Source organism: Nocardia sp. PLKS1-43 (assembly GCF_059510335.1).
The window spans coordinates 96035-115331 of sequence record NZ_JCAJZQ010000003.1 but is presented as its reverse complement, the minus strand read 5'-3'; the positions used below and the strand labels follow the sequence as shown (position 1 = coordinate 115331).

Below are 19297 nucleotides of genomic sequence, written 5' to 3'. Positions count from 1 at the left end.
GATAGCGGCCGCCATCCTGGCCCGGACAACCGTCGGATTTTCGAGGAGTGCTGCGTGAACAGCTACGAGGGCGAGACCGCGTGCGACGACGGGGCCGATCGCTGCCTGCGCAATGCCGCGATTCGCGCCCTGGATGTTCTCGCCGTGCCCGAGTCGAGCGAGGAAGCGCGGACCGCGGTCCTGACCGATCTCGACCGGTCACTGTCCGGCTTGCCCCCGGCCGCGGTCCGTCGTGCCGAGCCGGTTCTGGACCCGGCTCTGCACAGCCTCGGGGCGATCGACTACCTCGGCACTCGAGGCCGGCCCATCCCGCTCGAACAGCGAGCCCTCGATATCCGGGCGATGTTGGAAGCGGAAGGACGCGTGGTCGACGATCACGTCGTCATCACCTCCATGCGCGGCGCCATCATCGGGAATCTGCTGATGGAATTGGCGAGTCGGCTGGATGCCGGCGAGGCGTTCGGTATCGGTGACGCCGGGAAGGATCTCGCGATCACCGCACTGGATATTTCGGCCTGGCTGTACGACTCTCAGTCCGGTTATACCGAAAGGGATTGGGCGGAGAGAACTCCGATGCCTCTGCCCACCGAGGTCGATCCGGTCGTCATCCTCCGGGAGTTGCGAGAGGCGGCTTCGGCTGTGCTGCAGGCGTACTCGAGCGATTCTCGTGATCGGGGCGACGCGCTCGTTGTCCTGCACCGGGCGGTTCGCGGCCCGATACCCGAGCTGGAGGTGCGGCCCGATCGCGTCCCCGGTGACCCGTCCCACCACCTACTGTGGGCACTGGAATCGGCGGCCATCGGGAAGGAGCCACCGACCACTCTGCTCGAGGAAGCCGAACATTCCCGGCGCAGTCTCGCCGGGGACCGCGACGTCCACGAACGTCGAGATGGTGACTACAACCTCGATTTCGGCGAACCGCGGGCGATGGCCTGTGTCGCACTGCTCACCGAGCTGTCCTGTCGGCTGCGTCCCGGTGCTGCGTTCGGGCCCGGTCGCGAGGGAATTCCGCTGGCCATGGTCGCCGAGGAGCTTGCGCAGGAACTGTTGTCCCAGACCGTGCTCCGCTGACGCCGATCTCTACCGAATCAGGAGTTGCCTTGCCGTCGCCCGTTCCGCCCTTGATGATCATCGTCTTCGCGCAGGCCGAGGATTCTCGCGGTGGTGCCACCGAGGCCGCCCGTATCGTGCGGGGCCTCAACGAACGCGGCTTCGATGTCGCCCTCACCGTGCGCGGGGTCGATCCCAGCGTGACCGCGCCGGTGCGGCAGACGCTGTCGACCTTGGCTCACCGTGAGGTGACAGTGCTCCCGGCCGTCGAGAACGACAGGGCGACCTTCATCGCGGACCTCGAGGCTGCGGACCTTCTCCTGATGCCCGGCCAGACCGGTAAATTCGGATTGCTGGGCCTGGAAGCAGTAATGCGGGGTGTGCCGGTGATCGCGCCTGTCGACAGCGGGATCGGCATGTATCTGGCCGACCCCGAACAGTTTCCGCAGGAGCTGCGGCCACCGCTGGTGCCCGAACCGTTCCGGCAGCCGATACCGGTCGATCCGTGGGTGGACCGGGTGTCGGAAATGCTCGCCGATTGGCCGGCCGCGCAGGCCCGTGCGCTGCGGCTGCAGCAATATCTGTTGCAGCGCAACAAAACCTGGGAAGGTGGCGCCGCGACGCTGGCCGCGATCGCGCGTTACACGGACGCTGTCGCGGATCTGATCACCGGCCGATCGCAACAGTCCCGCACGACATCGCCCGCGCCTTCGGAGTCCCGCGAACCCTACGATCCGGCCCTGTATTACGAAGCGGCCGTGGACATTCTGGGCAGCCTGATGGCGGCGTCCTCGGCGTCGGAGTGGATCGCCGAACACGGCGGCCCGGCTGACCTCCGCGCACCCGACGGCCCGGTCGGGCCGCGGCGGGATTACTTGTCCGCCATGCGAAATCTCGATCCGGCGGACCGGGACGCGATCACCGGCGCGATCCACACCTACGGGCAGCAACTGGCCGCCCTCGGTGCCACTCCGGCCGTCCTGCCGCGCGAGGACCCCGATCGGTTCCGGCTCGCTCGCGGCGATCACCAGTGGGTGTTCACCCACAAGATCGTTCCCGAGTTGTACGGAACCCTCACCGCCGCAACCGATCCCACGGCGATCATCGTCACCGGCCCCCCGGGATCGGGAAAGACCACCACGATCCGCGACCTGCGCGTCGAGCGCCCGGACGCCGTGGTGATCGACCCCGAGTTGCTGTTCGCCTACCATCCCCGCAGCTGGGACCTGACCCTCGCCGACGATCCGCGGGCGGGCGATGTCGTGATGTGGGACGCGCTGGGCTGGACAGCGCTGGCGGCCGAGCACGCGGCGCTGGCTCGCGCCGACATGCTGCTCGAACTGACCTCGGACCGGGACAGCGAGGAGTTCGCCGCCTCGCTGCGCGACTGGGGATATCGGGTCGAGGTGCAGGTGATGGCCGTGCCCTCGGAACTGAGCAACCTGCACGCCACCCTTCGGTTCCACTGCCGCCACGGGCAGTGGCAGGCGCTGGTCACCGAGGCCTGACGGCCTCGCTGATCACCAGCGTGCGAGTGTATCCGCATAGGCTTCACGGACGGCTTCGAGTCGAAATCTGTCGAACCTCCCCGGCTCTTCCTGGTAGATCATCCGTCCTCCGGAGGACCAGAATTCCGACTCGGGCACCCGATCGGCTTGTGGCGGAATGAACTTCAGTACCTCATCCACTGCGGCTATGGCCGTCATCAAGGTATGTCTGGCGGCTCGGCGGCCTTGCTCGTCCAGCCCGCCGCTGTCCATCGGCACCTGACTGACGCAGATGTCGGAGTATCGCAGCCAGATTGCGGGGTCGAGCAGTACCGACGGTTCCGCACCGCCGAAAAGCACTCCGTCGGTCGGCGGAGGCAAGGGCTGCTCAGGCAGTCGGAAGTCGTATTCGAACGGGTTCTGGCAATGGTTACACGTGCCGCGGTATCTGCCGATCAGCATGCCGTCCGACCTGATGACCGAACTACGAAACGTCGCGCCGCGCTCGCCGCACCGTGCGCACGGCTTCAAGTCCACGAACAATCGGGCCTCGGCATTGGTCCGCGACAGCGGGGGGACATTACTCACAGTCGAACATCCTTTATCAGCGCTCGGCATTCTCTACCGTGGGACTTCGTTCGTTCACATCACATCGTGCGAAGTGCTCACCAGTGGTAACCCGAGCGTTTCCGCAGGTCCTTGATGCTCGCGACGCGCTGTTCTGTCGCGTCCTCTTCGATCCGGCCGAAGGTGTCTTCCGCAGGATTGCGGAGAATACGCATCCGGCGCAATGCGTCCAACGCAGTCAAGCCCTTCGAATGCGCGTCCATGAGCCGTGATCGCCACAGACCGCCGGCAACGACGCCGTCCTGCCCGGCGTCGACGAGAGGTAGCCACCCAGCGGCATTACCCTCCGCCGCAGCCCATACGTACCCGACGACGGAACCGCGTAGTGAGGCAGCCAAAAAGACGATCTCGCCGACCGGCTCGCCCGGATAGGTCGATATCGACGCTGTATGAGGTGCAGCCGGTTCGAACCGTGGCTCCGCGCGCGAACCGTCCGGGTACTCACCGTCCTGGACCAGAGGTTCGTAGCTGGCGTCGGGGTCGAGCCGTACCGTGGGGTTGAGTTGGTTCCACAGTTCGGCCGAACTTCCGGCCGTCAATTCTCGAGCGTCGGCGGCGACCCCTCCGTACAAAGGATGCGCGGGTTCCCCGATCCATCGGCGAATCCCCTCCCGCGGCAGCAAACCTTCCTGGAAAGACTTCTGCAGGCGGTCCTCCCAGAATCCGGTGCCGCTCAATCGGCTTATGTTGTCGCGGAAGATCTCCTCATCCATCTTGGGGTCGAACCCTGCTGACAGACCGTCGTCGGCGGCTGACGCCCACAAGTTGCCGAGTAGCCGTCCTTCACGAGTCACGGGAAGATAGATGACCGGTTTTCTGGTCCGAGTGTCGTACTGCGTCCGCTGCCGCTTGTAGCGTTCTCTCGGAACTGGTCCTGTCAATTCCGTTGCCTCCGCGTCTTTCTTCGGCCTACTGGTTCATCACGGTATCGGCGGTACGTTCGTCGAGGTGCTGTCCGCTGTGGCGCGGTCGCCGGTGCGATGCAGGTTCTATTGCCGAATTCACAGGGCCCTCCCTGCTTTTCGGCGGCCCTGCCTTCCCCCGTGAGAGTGCTATCCGATCATCCTAGGGTAGTGCGAGTGCTGCCCGGATCGGCGGTTGAGCCACCGAGGCCCGCCTGAACCCGTATCGCTCACGCGCAGACCACACGATAGGGTGATCGTGATCAATGACCTGTGGACCGTCGCGACACATCCGGGGGCGAGATACTACCGATGACAGAGTTGAAGACGGTCGGGATGTACCGGGAGATGTATGCCGATCGGCGCAAGGGGCGGCACGATGAGTTGCCTTCGCTCGCCGAGTCGTTCACCGATCGGGTGATCGAGGATCGCGCGGAGATCGTTGAGTATATGCGTTCTGCGCCCGGTGTTTTCGATGTGCTGGACGTGCTGACCGATCTGGTCGACGGTACGGAGCGGATCATGAGCGCCTCGTCGCTGATCTCGGATGGTGAGTGGATCTGGCGGGTTGATTCGGTGCACTATCTGTCGCGGTACGGGCTGGATATCCCCGAGGATTTCCTGCGGCACGTCCGGGAGCGGCGGTACCTCCCCCCGACCGAGGTCGATGACAGTGATGAGTTCGATTCGGTTGTGCAGCAATACTTTTGATCGAAGCGAGACGCTGTTGCGATCCTGATCCACTTCTGCCGGACCCGTGACGACTCGATCGAGGTGGCATATCGGTTCGGTGTCGTCCCTCGGCTGAGTATCCAACGCGCACAGGGCATTCCGGCGACGCGCGCAGCGACCGTGCCTCGTCGGCGTTCCGCAGGTTTTCGGCGTCGGCTCGGGCGAACGCTGGAGTGACCGTGACGTGCCCCTCGAACCAGTCGTTCCACCGGAGTTCCCGCGACCGCGCTGCATTTCGAGGGTGGCCGATGGTTGCGACTCCTCACCTGGGCACGAATGCGCGAAACGGCGCTCGCGTGCGTGAACTTGTTGCAGTTCACCTCGTGGTGGCGACGTAACTGCCGTGCCCGGTGTCGTGGCGTCCCTGCCGGAAGCCTCCCACCGCCACTCCCGCTGTGCGGGGCGAACCCCTGCCTCGAATCTCCGAAGCCTGGGAAAATCGAAGATACGTTGTCGGCGCGGCTTGCCGGTGGTACGGTCCAGACACATGTCCAGCTACGTGTCTCTCGTGGCGGCCGGTGGTTGTCGCAGGGGACTGAACGCGTTCTCGAATCGGAGGTGATGGCGATGACCGACGTTGCCGCGGAACCGCTCACCTTCGACCCGTACGACTACGCCTTCCACGAGGATCCGTACCCGCTGTACCGGCGGCTGCGGGCCGAGGCTCCGCTCTATCACAATCCCGGCCTCGGGTTCTGGGCGTTGTCGCAGCACGCCGACGTCGGCGCGGGATTCCGGGACAACGTGCGGCTGTCGAGTGCGAACGGCGTATCGCTGGATCCGGCCGCCTGGGGCCCGCACGCGCACAAGACGATGTCGTTCCTGGCGCTGGACGATCCGCGGCACCTGCGGCTGCGCCAGCTCGTGTTCAAGGGGTTCACCCCGCGCCGCGTCGCCGCGATGGACCGCCGGATCCGGGAATTGACGCTGCAACATCTCGAACCGGCCCTGGCTGCCGGCAGTTTCGACTGGATCGAGCAGGTCGCGGGCAAACTGCCGATGGATGTGATCTCCGAGCTGATGGGCGTGCCCGAACCCGATCGCGCCGAGATCCGGCGGCTGGCCGATCTGGTGGTGCATCGCGAGGACGGCGTGCTGGACGTCCCGGTGGCCGCGGTCGAGGCCACGCTCGAGCTGGTCGGCTACTACGCGGAGATGATCGCCCAGCGCCGCCGCGCCCGTACCGAGGACCTGACCTCGGCGCTGCTGGACGCGGAGGCCGACGGGGACCGGCTCACCGACGAGGAGATCCTCGGGTTCATGTTCCTGATGGTCATCGCCGGGAACGAGACCACCACCAAACTGCTGGGCAACGCCCTGTACTGGGCCGCGATCAATCCGGAGCAGTACGCGAAGGCCGCGGCGCAGCCCGAGCTGGTGCCGGACTGGGTCGAGGAGACGCTGCGCTACGACACCTCGAGCCAGATCCTGGCCCGCACCGCCGCGGTCGACCTGGAATTCCACGGCGGCACCGTGCCCGCGGGGGCCAAGGTGCTGCTGCTGGTCGGCTCGGCGAATCGCGACGAGAACGTCTTCGCCGATCCGGAGATCTACGACATCGAACGCCCGGACAAGGGCGGGCTGCTGAGCTTCGGCCGCGGCGTGCACTTCTGCCTCGGTGCGCATCTGGCGCGCCTCGAGGCCTCGATCGCGTTGCGGGAGTTCGCCGACCGGGTCCGCGCCTACGAGGTGGACCTCGCGGGCATCGAGCGGGTGCACTCCACCAATGTCCGCGGTTTCGCGAAACTTCCTGTGCGGGTGCAGCTTCGATGACACGCCAGAATGCGACCACTGTTACAGCCGACGAGGTGAGCCACTGATGCCCAGATTCGAACCACATCCGCAGCGCCGTCCGGCGCTGATCGCCGGGGCCTCTTCGGGAATCGGCGCGGCCACCGCCGTGGCCCTGGCCGAACAGGGCTATCCGGTCGCCCTGGGGGCGCGCCGGGTCGAGGTATGCCAGGAACTGGCCGAGAAGATCCGCGCCGACGGCGGCGAGGCGTTCGCGTACCGGCTCGACGTAGCGGACAACGACTCGGTCGACGAGTTCATCGCCGAGGCCGAAAAGGCCCTGGGCCCTGCGGAAGTCGTCGTCTACGGCGCCGGGGACCTGGAGTTCGGCCACGTCTGGGACATGAGCCCCGACGAGTTCGGCCTGCAGGTGCAGGTGCATCTGCAGGGGGCGCAGCGCTTCGCGTATCGCGTCCTGCCCCGGATGATCGAGCGTCGCCGCGGCGATTTCGTGGTCATCGGGTCGGACTGCGTGGACGTGCCGCGCCCGGGTGTCGGCGCGTACAACGCCGCCAAGACCGGACTCGAGGCCATGGCCGTACAGCTGCGAAAGGAACTGGAGGGCACCGGAGTTCGCGCCTCGATCGTCCGTCCCGGCGCGACGCAGACCGGAATGGGAATGAACGCGAAGCCGGAGGTGGTCGGGCCGCTGCTCGAGGACTGGGTGAAATGGGGTTTCGCCCGGCATCCGTACTTCCTGCGCGCGTCGGACCTGGCCGCCGCCGTGCTCGCGGTGGTGGGCACCCCGCGCGGCGCACATCTGGTGCTGGTCGAGGTGCAGCCCGAGGCCCCGCTGACCGAACCGAAATCCGATGCCGAACAAGGGAGCCGGTGATGCGCATCGTCGTGGATACCGATCTGTGCCAGGGGCACGCGGTCTGCCAGGCCGAGGCCCCCGACCTGTTCGAGGTGCCCAAGGCGGGCACCGTGCGAATTCTGCGCGAGGATCCCGGCGCGGATCTCGAGGCCGCGCGTGCCGCGGTCCGCTATTGCCCGACGCAGGCCCTGTCCATCGTCGACGACTAGATCCTTCGGGCCCCGCGCCCCTCGACAGCCCTGAGAGCAAAAGGAATTTTCGATGGCAGGCTATTCCCGCGACGAACTCGATCGGATGATCGAGCGCTGGGTGCAGGAGAACAAGAACTGTGAGGCGCAAGGGGATTGGCGTCCCCTCGCGCAGATGTACACCGCCGACGCGACGTACGGCTGGAACTACGGTCCGCAGCAGGAATTCATGGCCGTGGGCCGGGACGAGATCCGCGATCTGGCGCTCGGACAGGAGATGGCGGGCCTGGAGGGCTGGACCTATCCCTACCAGGAATTCGTCGTGGACGAACGGTCCGGCAGCGTGATCGGCTTCTGGAAGCAGATCAACGAGCGCACCCGCCCGGACGGCAGCCACTACAGCCCGGAGGGCATCGGCGGCAGCTGGTTCCGCTACGCGGGCGACTTCCAGTGGTCGTGGCAGCGCGACTTCTTCGACTTCGGCAATGTGGCAGCGCTTTTCGTGGAGATGATGGCCGCGGACGCGCTCTCGCCGGGTATGCAGAAGCGCATCGCCCGCTCGGCGTCCGGCGAGGCGCTGCCCGGGTGGTACCGGATCGGCGAGTCCCCGGTGCCGCTGTGGTGAGCGCGAGCCGGTACGCCGAGCTCAGCCGGGAGCAGCTCGCGATTCTGCTGCCCGAGCTGCTGCTGTGCGGACATCTCATCGACCGCTCCGGAATGGCGCATTCGATCGGGGCATTCGGCCGGGAGGGCATGGCCGAAGTGGCGATCGAGGAATGGCAGCTGGCCAGTCCGGTCTACACCCGGCGCATGCGCGAGGCGCTGAACATTCCGGGTAACGGTGTGGAGACCATCTTCAAGGGTCTGCAGCTGGATATCGGTGCGCCCCCGCAGTTCATGGACTTCCGCTTCCGGGTCACCGACGACAATCACGGCGAATTCTGGCTGGACCACTGTGGCGCGCTGGCCGACGTCGAGCCGATGGGCGAGGATTTCGTGGTCTCGATGTGTCACACCATCGAGGACCCCACCTTCGACGCCACCGCGCTGGCCACCAATCCGCTGGCGCAGGTGCGGCCGATCCACCGGCCGCCGCGCGTTCCGGCCGATCGGGTTCCGGTGTGCGCGTGGACCGTCGTCATCGATCCGTCGCACGAACCGCCGCCGATTCCGGTGCACACCCCGCAGATCGAGGCCACGGCCGCGGCGAAACTCGAACTCGCGCCGGTGGATTCGTCCGACGCCGGCAATGCCGACTACGCCGGCCCGCTGCTGAGCGACCTGACCTTCGGTGACTTCTCCAAGTCCGCGCTGGTGCGGATGGCCGATGAGGTCTGCCTGCAGCAACATCTGCTGACTCTCGGCTTCCTGATCGCGGTCCGCGACCGCGCGAGCGCGGAGCAGGCCACCGAGATCGCCCACAAGCAGTTCACCGGCATCGCCGGGCTGACCTCGGAACGGCTGCGCAACGCGCTGGGCCTGGGCGACGACACGGCCGCGCTGGCCCAGATACTGCGTCTGCATCCGGCGTGGAATCCGCTGCCCTACACCGATATCGACATCAGCGTCGAGCAGGAGACGGTGGTGCTGCGACTGCGCCGCGACTGTCCCGGTGTCGCCGACGGCGGCTGGCCCGCACTGGTCGACGCCGAGCACCTCGGTCCGGTCAACGCCATGGCGCGGGGTGTGAATCCGCGTTTCGACACCACCGCCCGAGACGCCGCAGACGGTGAAATCGTCTTCGAGATCGCTTTGGCGGCAAAGCCTTTCAAGGAAATTCCGGAAGTGGCCATCACCCGGTTCAGCACCGGCGCCGACTTCAGCTTCACCGAGCGGCGTTCGCTGCCGCTCACCGTCGTCTAGACCCTTTCGGGTCGTTCGCAGCGAAAGGGCCGAAAGATGCCGAACAACTTCGCCGACCTGTTCGAACATTCCGTGGACATCATGCCCGACCGGGTGGCGGTCATCCAGGGTGATCGGCGGGTGACGTTCCAGGAACTGGAGAACCGCGCCAATCAGCTTGCGCACCACCTGGATTCGGTCGGTATCGGTGTGGGCGACCATGTCGGGTTCCAGATGCACAACTCGGTGGAAACCCTCGAGACGCTCATCGCCTGCTTCAAGGTGCGGGCCGTGCCGATCAACATCAACTACCGGTACGGCACCGAGGAATTGAAGTACATCTACGACAACGCGGATCTCGTCGCGCTGGTGCATCACCGGTGCTATTCGCCGACGGTCGAGCAGGCCCGCGCAGCGGTGCCCTCGATCCGCCACGCCCTCGTCGTGGAGGACGATCAGGGCGGCGCGGACCTGTCCAGCGATTCGACGCCGTACGAGTCGGTATTCGAGAACGTCTCCACGGCAAGGGATTTCGGCGAACGAACGGCCGATGACCTGTTCATGATGTACACCGGCGGCACCACCGGCATGCCCAAGGGGGTGATGTGGCGGCAGGAGGACATGTGGCGGGTGCTCGGCGGCGGTATCGACTTCTACAGCAATGAGCCGGTCACCGACGAATACCAGCAGTCCTGCACCGGCGCGCAGGGCGATCCGAGCATGTGGTTCGTGCTGCCGCCGCTGATTCACGCCGCGGCGATGATGCCCACGTTCACCGCGCTGTGGTCGGGTAACGCGGTGGTGTTCGAGCCGCGCTTCGATCCCGATCGGGTCTGGCAGGTGATCGCGACGGTGCAGCCGCACATCCTGGTGATCACCGGTGACGCGATGGCCCGTCCGCTGGTGGAGTCGTACCGCGCGAATCCGGTCGATGCCTCCTCGCTGCTCGCCGTCGGGTCCGGTGCGGCGTTGCTGTCGCAGTCGGTGAAGAACGATCTGATCGAGCTGCTGCCGACCACCGTCATCACCGACTCCATCGGCTCATCCGAAACCGGTTTCGGCGGAATCGGTTTCGCGCAGAAAGACGATGACCCCAGTCGCGGCCCGCGCGTGCAGACCGGGCGCGGTGCGCTGGTGGTGGACGAGCAGGGCGCTCCGGTCGGCCCCGGCGGTGAGGGCTGGGTCGCCAAGACCGGGTCGGTGCCGATCGGCTACTACAAGGATCCGGTCAAGTCCGCCAAGCTTTTCCAGACCGTCGACGGCGCTCGGATGGTCGTCACCGACGACCGCGCCCGGGTCGAGCAGGACGGCTCGATCACACTGCTGGGCCGCGGCAATATGGTGATCAACACCGGCGGTGAGAAGGTTTTCACCGAGGAGGTGGAGGCGGTGGTCAAGGCGCACGATTCCGTCTTCGACGCCCTGGTCATCGGCGTTCCGCACGAGCGCTGGGGGCAGCAGGTCGCGGCCGTGGTATCCGCCGAGGCCGGCGCGACGATCGATTTCGAGGCCCTGCGCAAACACGTGCGGGCCCACCTCGCAGGGTACAAACTGCCACGCCGGATCTGGGTCGTGGACACCGTGGTCCGCGCACCCAGTGGCAAACCCGACTATCGCTGGGCCAAGGAGCACGCGGCGTCGCATACCCCTGACCACGAGGGCTGAATTCGCCTGGACCGAAAGCGATCCGGGCGAATGCGACCGGCATGCCCGTGATCGCGCTCGGCCCGAGCGCGGTGGGTGCGATCGGACGAGCTGAGCGTTTCCCCCGGGGGCCCGGCAGCCGTGCGGTTCGCGGAGAACTCATCGCCTCCGGATTGTCCGTGAGATCGGAGCAGGTCCGCGCGCCGAGTGCCTTCCGCGCAAAACGATAACGTGTTCTAATTGTTGGATGGCGGCGGTTCATTCCATTCTCGGTGAAACGGTTACGATGCCGGTCGAGATCCGCATGGCGGACGCGGCCTCGGCGATGTTCCTCGCGGACGCCGCCGCGGCTCGAAATATGCTGGGCGGCACGGGGTTGGAGCCGGTCACGGTCGCCGGGCGGGCGATCTGCACCCTGGTCTTCGTCCGCTACATCGACGGTGATCTGGGGCCGTATCACGAATTCGGCCTGGCCGTGCTGGCGCGGCTGCCCGGTGACCGGTCGAGCATCGGTATCTACATCTCCTGGCTGCCGGTGAATCAGCCCTTCACCTTGGCGGCGGGCCGCGAGATCTGGGGTTTCCCCAAGGAAATGGCCGATATCCGGATCGCCTCGCACGGCCGCGGCAAACGCTGCGAGGTGCTCATGGACGGGCGTCTGGTGGTGGCCCTGGAGACCAGCGGCGGCATCCCCGCGCCCGCGAAACTGGGCGGCGCGTCCATCGCGGCGTACACCAACCTCGACGGCGTGCTGCGCAGCACGCCGTGGGTGATGAATCCGTCCGATGTGCGGATGCGTCCGGGCGGGGCGCGGGTCGAACTCGGCGAGCATCCGATCGCCGAGCAGATGCGTGCGCTGGGCCTGCCCCGGCGCGCCTTGTTCACCAGCGAAATCGGTTCGCTGCGAATGACTTTCCAGGACGCTCAGGAGATTCGCTGAGCGCAGGATGCCTACCTCGGACAGGCACATCCGCCGGTGTCTGCCCGGCAGTGCGGATCATATCGACGGCGCCGCGCGATCGAGTCGCGACGAGCCGTGATTACGGATGACCGGCGGGTGCTGGGCGCGCCCGCCGGTCTCGTATCCTCGCGCCGAGTCGCTCAGCGCCCCTTGAACTCCGGCTTGCGCTTCTGGGCGAACGCCCGCGGTCCCTCTTTGGCGTCCTCGCTGGCGAACACCGACAACCCGACCTTGGCGTCCAGCTTGAATGCCTCCTCCTCGTGCATCCCCTCGGTGTCGCGGATGGTCTTGAGAATGGCCTGCACGGCGAGCGGGCCGTTGGCATTGATCATCTCGGCCAGCTCCAGTGCCTTGTCCAGCGCGGTGCCGTCCGGGACGACGTGGCCGATCAGCCCGATCTCCTTGGCCTCGGCCGCGGTGATGTGACGTCCGGTCAGCAGAATCTCCGCGGCGATGGTGTACGGAATCTGGCGCGGCAGCCGGACCGCCGACCCGCCCATCGGGTACAGGCTCCAACGCGCCTCGGACACACCGAATTTCGCGCTCTCGCCCGCGACGCGGATATCGGTGCCCTGCAGCAGTTCGGTGCCGCCCGCGATGGCCGCGCCCTCGACCGCGGCGATCAACGGCTTGCTCAGCCGGTAGCCCTTCAGCAGACCCGGAATGTTCGAGGCGTCGAATTTGCCGCCCTCGCCCATGGCATTGCTCGGATCGTTGCGGCTCATCGCCTTGAGGTCCGCGCCCGCGCAGAACGCGCCACCCGCACCGGTCAGGATGCAGCAGTGCAGGTCCGGATCCTCGTCGACCCGCCGCCACGCGTTGAGCATGATCTCGAGCATCTCGCCGGTCAGGGCGTTGCGGGCCGCGGGCCGGTTCATGGTGATGATCAGCGTCCCGCCGCGCTGCTCGACCAGCGCGTGTGGCTCGGTACTGCTACCGGTTTCAGTGGCTGCGGTGGTCATCGCCGACTCTCTTCTCTCTCGTGGATAGGGGCAAGCTACCCCGGGACGTTGTCCTGAACAATAACGTGTTCTAGTTTAGAGGAGGTGACCGCCGTCACGGGGCGGCAAGTTAGGGAGAGTGCGGATGGAGACAACCACGCAGAGCGGGGCGACCACGCTGCCGCCGCGGATCACGAAGACGCTCATCGACCGGCTGACCGCGATGGTGACCGCGGGCACCGCGGGTGACAAGCGCGAACCCTACGAGATGATCGAGGTGTACACCGGCGCGGTCGTCGGCGAACTGCCGCAATCCTCGCCCGAGGACGTGGTCGCGGCCGCCGCCCAGGCGCGCGCCGCGCAGAAGGAATGGGCCTCGTGGCCCGTCGAGCGCCGGCTCGAGGTCTTCCGGCGCTGGCACGAATTGATTCTCACCGAGATCGAGACCATCGCCGACCTGATCCAGATCGGCTGCGGCAAGACCCGGCGTATGGCGATCGAGGAGTCCTGCGATCCGCCGATGGTGATCAGCCACTACCTCAAGACGGCCCAGCGGGTACTGAAGCCGGTGCGTCGCGGCGGCTATATGCCGGTCATCTCCAGCTCGGTCCAGCAGCACCGGCCCAAGGGCGTGGTCGCGGTCATCGCGCCGTGGAACTTCCCGTTCGCCATCGCGATGTCCGATTCCACTCCGGCGCTGATCGCGGGCAACGGCGTGGTCCTCAAACCGGACAACAAGACCGCGCTGTGCACGCTGTTCGGCGTGGAACTGCTGTACAAGGCAGGGCTGCCGCGCGGACTGATGCAGGTCGTGTGCGGCGGCGGTCCCGATGTCGGCCCGACGCTCATCGAGAACTCCGATTACGTCATGTTCACCGGCTCCACCGCCACCGGACGCACCATCGGTGAGCTGGCCGGGCGCAACCTGATCGGATGCAGCCTCGAGCTCGGCGGTAAGAATCCGATGCTCGTGCTGGAGGACGCGAATCTCGACGACGTGATTCCGGGCGCGGTGTTCGCGGTGTTCGGCAATACCGGTCAGGCCTGTATGCACATCGAGCGCATCTACGTGCACGATCGGGTCTACGACGAGTTCGTGCGCCGATTCGTCGCCGCGGCGGAGGACTTGGGCTCGAAGGCGGGTGCGTCGTACGGCACCGATCCGGAATTCGGCTCCCTGGTCTCGCCCGATCAGCTCGCGCGGATATCCGAGCATGTCGAGGATGCGCGCGCCAAGGGCGCCACCGTGCTGACCGGCGGTAAGGCGCGTCCGGATATCGGTCCGGCGTTCTACGAGCCGACGGTACTGACCGGGGTGACCCCGGAGATGACCCACGCGACGATGGAAACCTTCGGACCCGTGGTCACCATCTACAAGTTCAGCTCGGAGCGGGAGGCGATCGAGCAGGCCAACGCCACCACCTACGGCCTCAACGCGAGCGTGTGGAGCCGCGATCTGGCGCGTGCGGAGCGGATCGCGGGTCAGCTCGAGGCCGGGAACGTCAACGTCAACGACGGTTTCGTGGTCACCTACTCGTCCAAGGCGACGCCCTCGGGTGGGCTCAAGCAGTCCGGGGTCGGTACCCGGCACGGTGACGCCGGTCTGCTCAAGTACACCGATTCGGTCAATATCGGCGTGCAGAAGTGTCAGGTGATGGCGGCCCGCGCGGCCATGCCGTATGCCAAGCAGCTGCAGACCACGCTGCTGACATTGCGGATGATGCGCCGATTGCGCCTGCGCTGAGCAGGCTTTCGCCGATGACGTCCGCGGGCCGGTTCCTCGCCGACCGGGCCGCGGACGTGTCCGTTGAGCCGTGTGGCACAACTCTGTTCGAGCACGGATTCGACCGGCCTACTCGGAAGTGTCCATCGCCCAGCGCTTTTCGACCTTCGCCAGGCGCCAGTACGCCACCGCTGCGATCCACGCGAGTACGAAGAGCCCGACGATGGCGAATCCGACGTTGTTCAGATTGATCTCGGAGATCCAGCCGGTGATCGGATCGGTGAGTCCGGCGTCGTTGTGCAGCACCGTGATCAGTTCGATCGAGCCGACCAGGATCGCGACCGCGATCGAGAGACCGGTGATGGTCAGGTTGTAGAAGATCTTGCGGACCGGGTTGGCGAACGCCCAGTCGTAGGCGATGTTCATGAAGAGGCCGTCGATGGTGTCCATTACGCTCATGCCGGCCGCGAACAGCAAGGGCAGCACCACGATCGCGTACCAGGGCAGTCCGGCGGCGGCCCCGGATCCGGCCAGGGCGAGCAAAGCCACCTCGGTGGCGGTGTCGAATCCCAGGCCGAACAGCACGCCGACCGGATAGACGTGCAGCGGCCGGGTGACCATACCCATCACCGGGCGCAGCAGCCTGGCCAGGAAGCCGCGTGCGTCCAGCGCCGCCTCGAGTTCGGTGTTGTCGAACGCGCCGCTGCGCATCTTGCGAAAAACTCGCCAGATGCTCAGTAGCGCAACGATATTGAGCAGGCCGATCAGATACAGGAATGATCCCGAGGCGATGGTCGACACGGTGCCCAGCGTCTTGCGTGCGGGCGAGTCGTCGTCGACCAGGGTGCCGACCACCCGCGCGCCGACCACCACGAGCGCGGCCAGGACGAACACGATCGTGGAATGGCCCATGGCGAACCAGAATCCGACCGCCTTGGGTCGTTTGCCGTCGCTCATCAGCTTGCGGGTGGTGTTGTCGATGGCGGCGATGTGGTCGGCGTCGAAGGCGTGCCGCAGCCCGAATGTGTAGGCGGTCAGGCCCAGGCCGACACCGAATACCTGGGTGCCGATGTGGTAGCCGTGCGGTGCGATAGCACCGAACAACAGGCCGAATCCGATCAGATGCATCAGCACGACGACGCCGAGCAGGCTGGTGGCTTCGAGCCAGTCGCGGCGATTCCAGTCGTGCAGGATGTCGCGCAGGACGCGTTGGGAATTCGCTTCGGGGGCCATGACCGGCACCGCCCTTCTGGGGATCTCGCGTCCCCGTCCACGGGATGCGACGAGTCGGGGTCTGACTCCCAGCAAGGCTGGACACAGTGGCGCGACCGCACCGGATTCCCACCGGTTTCCCGTTCTCGTCGCGAAAGTAATTCGATGGAATATAGCTCAGCCGCTCAGCGGCCCGTCCCTCACCTGCGGTTCGCCGGATTCGCGGGCTGTTCGCCGACTGGCCGAATATGTCGATTTTCTGGCCGCGAGACTCTCGTTCGATCTCGCGCGGCCTGCCTATGGTGTGCAGCTATGGACCCCGTCTCAACAGTGTTCGGCGTGCGGCCGGGTCGATGGACCGAAGCCGCTGGGCGTCCGCGAGTGGACATGCTCGTGCGGTGCGAGCCAAGACCGAGACATGAATGCTGCAAGAAATATCTTGGCCGCCGGGCGGGCGGACAAGTTCAACGCCCGCGGTGGGACGGTAAGTCTTTCCGCCCAGCGGAAAGCGAGTCCCTGTGAAACAGGAACCCACCGAGACGACGCAAGGCGCGGTAGGAATCTGCGGCCATAAGCCCGGGGAGGACGTCGAGCATTACGACGTGCTGGTCATCGGGTCCGGTTTCGGGGGCAGTGTCACGGCTCTTCGGCTGACCGAGAAGGGGTATCGGGTCGGCGTACTCGAAACCGGCCGCCGCTTCGCCGACGACGAGTTCGCGAAGAACTCCTGGCATATGCGCCAGTATCTGTGGGCGCCCAAGCTGGGCTGTTTCGGCATCCAGCGGATGACGCTGCTGAACGACACCTTCATCATGAGCGGATCCGGGGTGGGCGGCGGCTCGCTGGTCTACGCGAACACGCTCTACGAGGCGCCCGAGCAGTTCTACCGGGACAAGCAGTGGGCGCACATCACCGATTGGCGCGACGAGCTGGCCCCGCACTACGACCAGGCCCGCCGGATGCTCGGCGTGACCACCAATCCGGCCACCACGCCCTCGGACCGGGTGCTGCTGGAGGTCGCGGAGGATCTGGGCATCGCACACACCTATCGGCGCACGCCGGTCGGCGTGCTGTTCGCCGGTGCGGACGCGCGCCCGGGCAACGAGGTCGACGACCCGTTCTTCGGCGGCGCCGGACCGCGGCGGCGGACCTGCACGCACTGCGGCGAATGTATGACCGGCTGCCGGCACGGCGCGAAGAACACGTTGGTCAAGAACTACCTCTATCTCGCCGAGAAGGCCGGCGCCACAGTGCATCCGCTGACCACCGCGGTCGCCGTGCGACCGTTGCCCGAGGGCGGCTACGCGATCGACACCGTGCGCACCGGGCGATGGATTCGCAAGGGGCGCAAGACGTTCACCGCCGATCAGGTGGTCTTCTCCGCGGCCGCGCTGGGCACCCAGCAATTGCTGCACAATCTGCGCGATCGCGGTGTGCTGCCGAATATCTCGCCGCGGCTGGGGCATCTGGCGCGGACCAACTCCGAGGCGGTGCTGGCCGCGCGTTCGCGGCGCAAGGACACCGATTTCACTCGGGGCGTTGCGATCACGTCCTCGATCCACCCCAACGACCACACCCATATCGAGCCGGTGCGTTACGGCAAGGGATCCAATGCGATGAGCCTGCTGACCACGGTGCTGGTCGATGGGCAGGAGGGTAAGCGGCGCTGGGTGCTCGGCCTGCGCGAAATGGTCAGGCAGCGAAGGGATCTGGCCACGCTGCACAATCCGCGGCGCTGGTCCGAGCGGATGATCGGGGTGCTGGTCATGCAGAACGTGGACAACTCGATCATCACCTACAACAAGCGCGGACTGTTCGGCCGGCGGATGACCACCAAGCCGGGCCCGGGGCAGGCCCCGCCCGCGTGGATTCCCGAGGGCAACGACGTCACTCGCCGCATCGCGGAGAAGATCGACGGCATCCCGCAGGGCAGCTGGACCGAACTGGCGAACGTTCCGATCACCGGCCACTTCATCGGCGGCTGCGCGATCGGCGATTCGCCCGAAACCGGCGTCGTCGACCCTTATCAGCGGCTCTACGGCTACGAGGGCCTGCACATCGTGGACGGCTCGACCATCTCGGCCAATCTCGGCGTCAACCCGTCGCTGACCATCACCGCGCAGTCCGAGCGCGCAATGTCCCTGTGGCCCAACAAGGGTGAGCCCGATCCCCGCCCCGCACTCGGCGAGCCGTACCGCCGCGTCGCCCCGGTCGCCCCGAAGTCGCCGGTCGTGCCGCAGGCCGCCCCGGCGGCGCTGCGCCTGCCGATCACACCGGTCTGAGCCCGGCCGGGCGCGGCGATCCGGTCACCGCCTCGGTCGAAGTTCTCGCGCCGCGGTGAGAAGGTCCGCCGATCGCCGCAACGCGCGGCGGTCGGGCAGGCTCGAGCTGGGCCATCGCAACGTCGATTCGCCGCCCGGCAGGGGCTGTGGCAAACTCGGAGACAGCGATTGCAGAGTCCCCTGGGAGGGGCGGTGACCAAGGGTATGGCCTCCGTCGCGCGTTCGCGCGAGGGAGATGAGGACTCCGGCGAGGATCCGGCGCTTGCGCGTCGCCTGCTGGGGACTCGATTGCGGACGCTGCGGGTCGCTGCCGGTCTCAAGGGGTACGACGTCGGCCGGGCGATCGGTGCCTCGCATTCGAAGATCAGCCGGCTCGAATCCGGATTGCTGGGGTTCCGGCTGCCCGATCTGGAGAAGTTGCTGACGTTGTACGGGGTCGGCGATACGGCCCGGCGCACCGAGTACGTAAACCTCGCGCGACGGGCAAATGCGCCCGGGCATCGGCACATCGATGCCGAGGTGGCCCCGCGCTGGTACGACACCTACCTCGCCTTCGAGGATTCGGCCACCCTGATGCGGAGTTATTCGCCCGGCATCGTTCCCGAGCTGTTGCAGACTCCCGACTACGCGCGCGGGCTGCTGGATATCGCCTGTCCGGGCGCTTCGGACGACCTCGGGCATGCCGAACTGCTGGAACGGCGGCAGCGGCGGCTCACCGGATCCGATCCGTTGCGGTTGTGGGTGCTGCTGGAGCAGTCCGTGCTGCGTCGTCAGATCGGTAGTACACGGGCCTGGCGGGCGCAGCTGGAACATCTGGGCCGGGTGAGCGAGTTGGTGAACGTGACGATCCAGATCGTGCCCGACCATGTGTGCGGGCCGGTGCTCAGTTCGGTGCCGTTCACCCTGATGCGGTTCGGCAATCCGGATCTGTCCGATATCGTGCACCTGCATCACGCCACCTGTGCGCAGTTCCTCGACCGGCGGGGCGATCTGGACGCGTATCACTCGATCTGGGATCGGTTGTGCGTCAAGGCACTTCAGCCCGAGCGCACCAGCCGGATCATCGAAGGCGTCGCCTTCGGGGCCGTGGTCTGACCC

General features: G+C 66.5%; 18 protein-coding genes. 14 read left to right on the top strand and 4 right to left on the bottom strand.

Annotated elements, in window-relative coordinates; all coding sequences use genetic code 11:
- Positions 1-54: 54 nt before the first annotated feature.
- Together AC5WS7_RS12430 and AC5WS7_RS12425 are read left to right on the top strand one after the other, a co-directional pair.
- Positions 55-1071, top strand: coding sequence for a hypothetical protein (locus tag AC5WS7_RS12430; protein WP_495954609.1), 1017 nt, complete (start codon positions 55-57; stop codon positions 1069-1071).
- 29 nt (positions 1072-1100) lie between these two features.
- On the top strand, positions 1101-2558 hold the full coding sequence (locus AC5WS7_RS12425; protein ID WP_495954608.1) for a zeta toxin family protein: 1458 nt from the start codon (positions 1101-1103) through the stop codon (positions 2556-2558).
- Between the two features lie 12 nt (positions 2559-2570).
- On the opposite strand, the gene AC5WS7_RS12420 is transcribed toward AC5WS7_RS12425, so the two are convergent.
- Together AC5WS7_RS12420 and AC5WS7_RS12415 are read right to left on the bottom strand one after the other, a co-directional pair.
- Positions 2571-2999 (bottom strand): hypothetical protein, encoded by a 429-nt coding sequence (locus tag AC5WS7_RS12420; RefSeq protein ID WP_495954607.1) that lies wholly within the window; start codon positions 2997-2999, stop codon positions 2571-2573.
- 203 nt (positions 3000-3202) lie between these two features.
- Entirely contained in the window at positions 3203-3877 is a 675-nt protein-coding gene (locus tag AC5WS7_RS12415; RefSeq protein WP_495954606.1) for a hypothetical protein, read from the bottom strand.
- A 501-nt stretch (positions 3878-4378) separates the two neighbouring features.
- Here AC5WS7_RS12415 and AC5WS7_RS12410 point away from each other — a divergent pair.
- From AC5WS7_RS12410 to AC5WS7_RS12375, 8 genes are all read left to right on the top strand, one after another.
- A complete protein-coding gene (locus AC5WS7_RS12410; protein WP_495954605.1) occupies positions 4379-4777 on the top strand; it encodes a hypothetical protein in 399 nt (132 codons plus the stop codon).
- 588 nt (positions 4778-5365) lie between these two features.
- Positions 5366-6571: a cytochrome P450 gene (locus AC5WS7_RS12405; protein ID WP_495954604.1), complete on the top strand. Its 1206-nt coding sequence runs from the start codon at positions 5366-5368 to the stop codon at positions 6569-6571.
- A gap of 46 nt (positions 6572-6617) precedes the next feature.
- Complete coding sequence (locus tag AC5WS7_RS12400; protein ID WP_495954603.1) at positions 6618-7424, top strand: SDR family oxidoreductase; 807 nt, start codon at positions 6618-6620, stop codon at positions 7422-7424.
- Positions 7424-7615: a ferredoxin gene (locus tag AC5WS7_RS12395; protein WP_067664296.1), complete on the top strand. Its 192-nt coding sequence runs from the start codon at positions 7424-7426 to the stop codon at positions 7613-7615. Before AC5WS7_RS12400 ends, AC5WS7_RS12395 begins: the two co-directional genes overlap by 1 nt.
- Positions 7616-7667: 52 nt before the next feature.
- On the top strand, positions 7668-8219 hold the full coding sequence (locus tag AC5WS7_RS12390) for a nuclear transport factor 2-like protein (protein ID WP_495954602.1): 552 nt from the start codon (positions 7668-7670) through the stop codon (positions 8217-8219).
- Positions 8216-9457 (top strand): hypothetical protein, encoded by a 1242-nt coding sequence (locus AC5WS7_RS12385; RefSeq protein ID WP_495954601.1) that lies wholly within the window; start codon positions 8216-8218, stop codon positions 9455-9457. Before AC5WS7_RS12390 ends, AC5WS7_RS12385 begins: the two co-directional genes overlap by 4 nt.
- 36 nt (positions 9458-9493) lie before the next feature.
- The gene (locus AC5WS7_RS12380; protein WP_495954600.1) at positions 9494-11101 is read left to right on the top strand and encodes an acyl-CoA synthetase; all 1608 of its coding nucleotides are present in this window, start codon (positions 9494-9496) and stop codon (positions 11099-11101) included.
- 226 nt (positions 11102-11327) lie between these two features.
- The gene (locus tag AC5WS7_RS12375; protein WP_495954599.1) at positions 11328-12020 is read left to right on the top strand and encodes an acetoacetate decarboxylase family protein; all 693 of its coding nucleotides are present in this window, start codon (positions 11328-11330) and stop codon (positions 12018-12020) included.
- A 161-nt stretch (positions 12021-12181) separates the two neighbouring features.
- Here the strand turns inward: AC5WS7_RS12375 and AC5WS7_RS12370 are convergent, their stop codons facing one another.
- Entirely contained in the window at positions 12182-13003 is an 822-nt protein-coding gene (locus tag AC5WS7_RS12370; RefSeq protein WP_495954598.1) for a crotonase/enoyl-CoA hydratase family protein, read from the bottom strand.
- 124 nt (positions 13004-13127) lie between these two features.
- Here AC5WS7_RS12370 and AC5WS7_RS12365 point away from each other — a divergent pair, with 124 nt between their 5' ends.
- Entirely contained in the window at positions 13128-14726 is a 1599-nt protein-coding gene (locus AC5WS7_RS12365) for a succinic semialdehyde dehydrogenase (protein WP_495954597.1), read from the top strand.
- Between the two features lie 108 nt (positions 14727-14834).
- Here AC5WS7_RS12365 and nicT read toward each other — a convergent pair whose 3' ends face one another.
- Positions 14835-15938, bottom strand: a complete 1104-nt coding sequence (nicT, locus tag AC5WS7_RS12360) for a Nickel transporter NicT (protein WP_495954596.1) — start codon at positions 15936-15938, stop codon at positions 14835-14837.
- Between nicT and AC5WS7_RS12355 the strand changes: the two genes are divergently transcribed.
- From AC5WS7_RS12355 to AC5WS7_RS12345, 3 genes are all read left to right on the top strand, one after another.
- Positions 15898-16491: a zinc ribbon domain-containing protein gene (locus tag AC5WS7_RS12355; RefSeq protein ID WP_495954595.1), complete on the top strand. Its 594-nt coding sequence runs from the start codon at positions 15898-15900 to the stop codon at positions 16489-16491. The two genes, nicT and AC5WS7_RS12355, sit on opposite strands and share 41 nt — an antisense overlap.
- On the top strand, positions 16478-18199 hold the full coding sequence (locus AC5WS7_RS12350; RefSeq protein ID WP_495955158.1) for an FAD-dependent oxidoreductase: 1722 nt from the start codon (positions 16478-16480) through the stop codon (positions 18197-18199). Before AC5WS7_RS12355 ends, AC5WS7_RS12350 begins: the two co-directional genes overlap by 14 nt.
- A gap of 192 nt (positions 18200-18391) precedes the next feature.
- The gene (locus AC5WS7_RS12345) at positions 18392-19294 is read left to right on the top strand and encodes a helix-turn-helix domain-containing protein (protein WP_495954594.1); all 903 of its coding nucleotides are present in this window, start codon (positions 18392-18394) and stop codon (positions 19292-19294) included.
- Positions 19295-19297: the final 3 nt, after the last annotated feature.

Coding starts and splice junctions, on each gene's coding strand:
- AC5WS7_RS12420 (WP_495954607.1), bottom strand. CDS start 2,999: ATGCTGATCGGCAGATACCGCGGCACGTGTAACCATTGCCAGAACCCG.
- AC5WS7_RS12415 (WP_495954606.1), bottom strand. CDS start 3,877: ATGGATGAGGAGATCTTCCGCGACAACATAAGCCGATTGAGCGGCACC.
- AC5WS7_RS12410 (WP_495954605.1), top strand. CDS start 4,379: ATGACAGAGTTGAAGACGGTCGGGATGTACCGGGAGATGTATGCCGAT.
- AC5WS7_RS12405 (WP_495954604.1), top strand. CDS start 5,366: ATGACCGACGTTGCCGCGGAACCGCTCACCTTCGACCCGTACGACTAC.
- AC5WS7_RS12400 (WP_495954603.1), top strand. CDS start 6,618: ATGCCCAGATTCGAACCACATCCGCAGCGCCGTCCGGCGCTGATCGCC.
- AC5WS7_RS12395 (WP_067664296.1), top strand. CDS start 7,424: ATGCGCATCGTCGTGGATACCGATCTGTGCCAGGGGCACGCGGTCTGC.
- AC5WS7_RS12390 (WP_495954602.1), top strand. CDS start 7,668: ATGGCAGGCTATTCCCGCGACGAACTCGATCGGATGATCGAGCGCTGG.
- AC5WS7_RS12380 (WP_495954600.1), top strand. CDS start 9,494: ATGCCGAACAACTTCGCCGACCTGTTCGAACATTCCGTGGACATCATG.
- AC5WS7_RS12375 (WP_495954599.1), top strand. CDS start 11,328: ATGGCGGCGGTTCATTCCATTCTCGGTGAAACGGTTACGATGCCGGTC.
- AC5WS7_RS12370 (WP_495954598.1), bottom strand. CDS start 13,003: ATGACCACCGCAGCCACTGAAACCGGTAGCAGTACCGAGCCACACGCG.
- AC5WS7_RS12365 (WP_495954597.1), top strand. CDS start 13,128: ATGGAGACAACCACGCAGAGCGGGGCGACCACGCTGCCGCCGCGGATC.
- AC5WS7_RS12355 (WP_495954595.1), top strand. CDS start 15,898: ATGTCGCGCAGGACGCGTTGGGAATTCGCTTCGGGGGCCATGACCGGC.
- nicT (WP_495954596.1), bottom strand. CDS start 15,938: ATGGCCCCCGAAGCGAATTCCCAACGCGTCCTGCGCGACATCCTGCAC.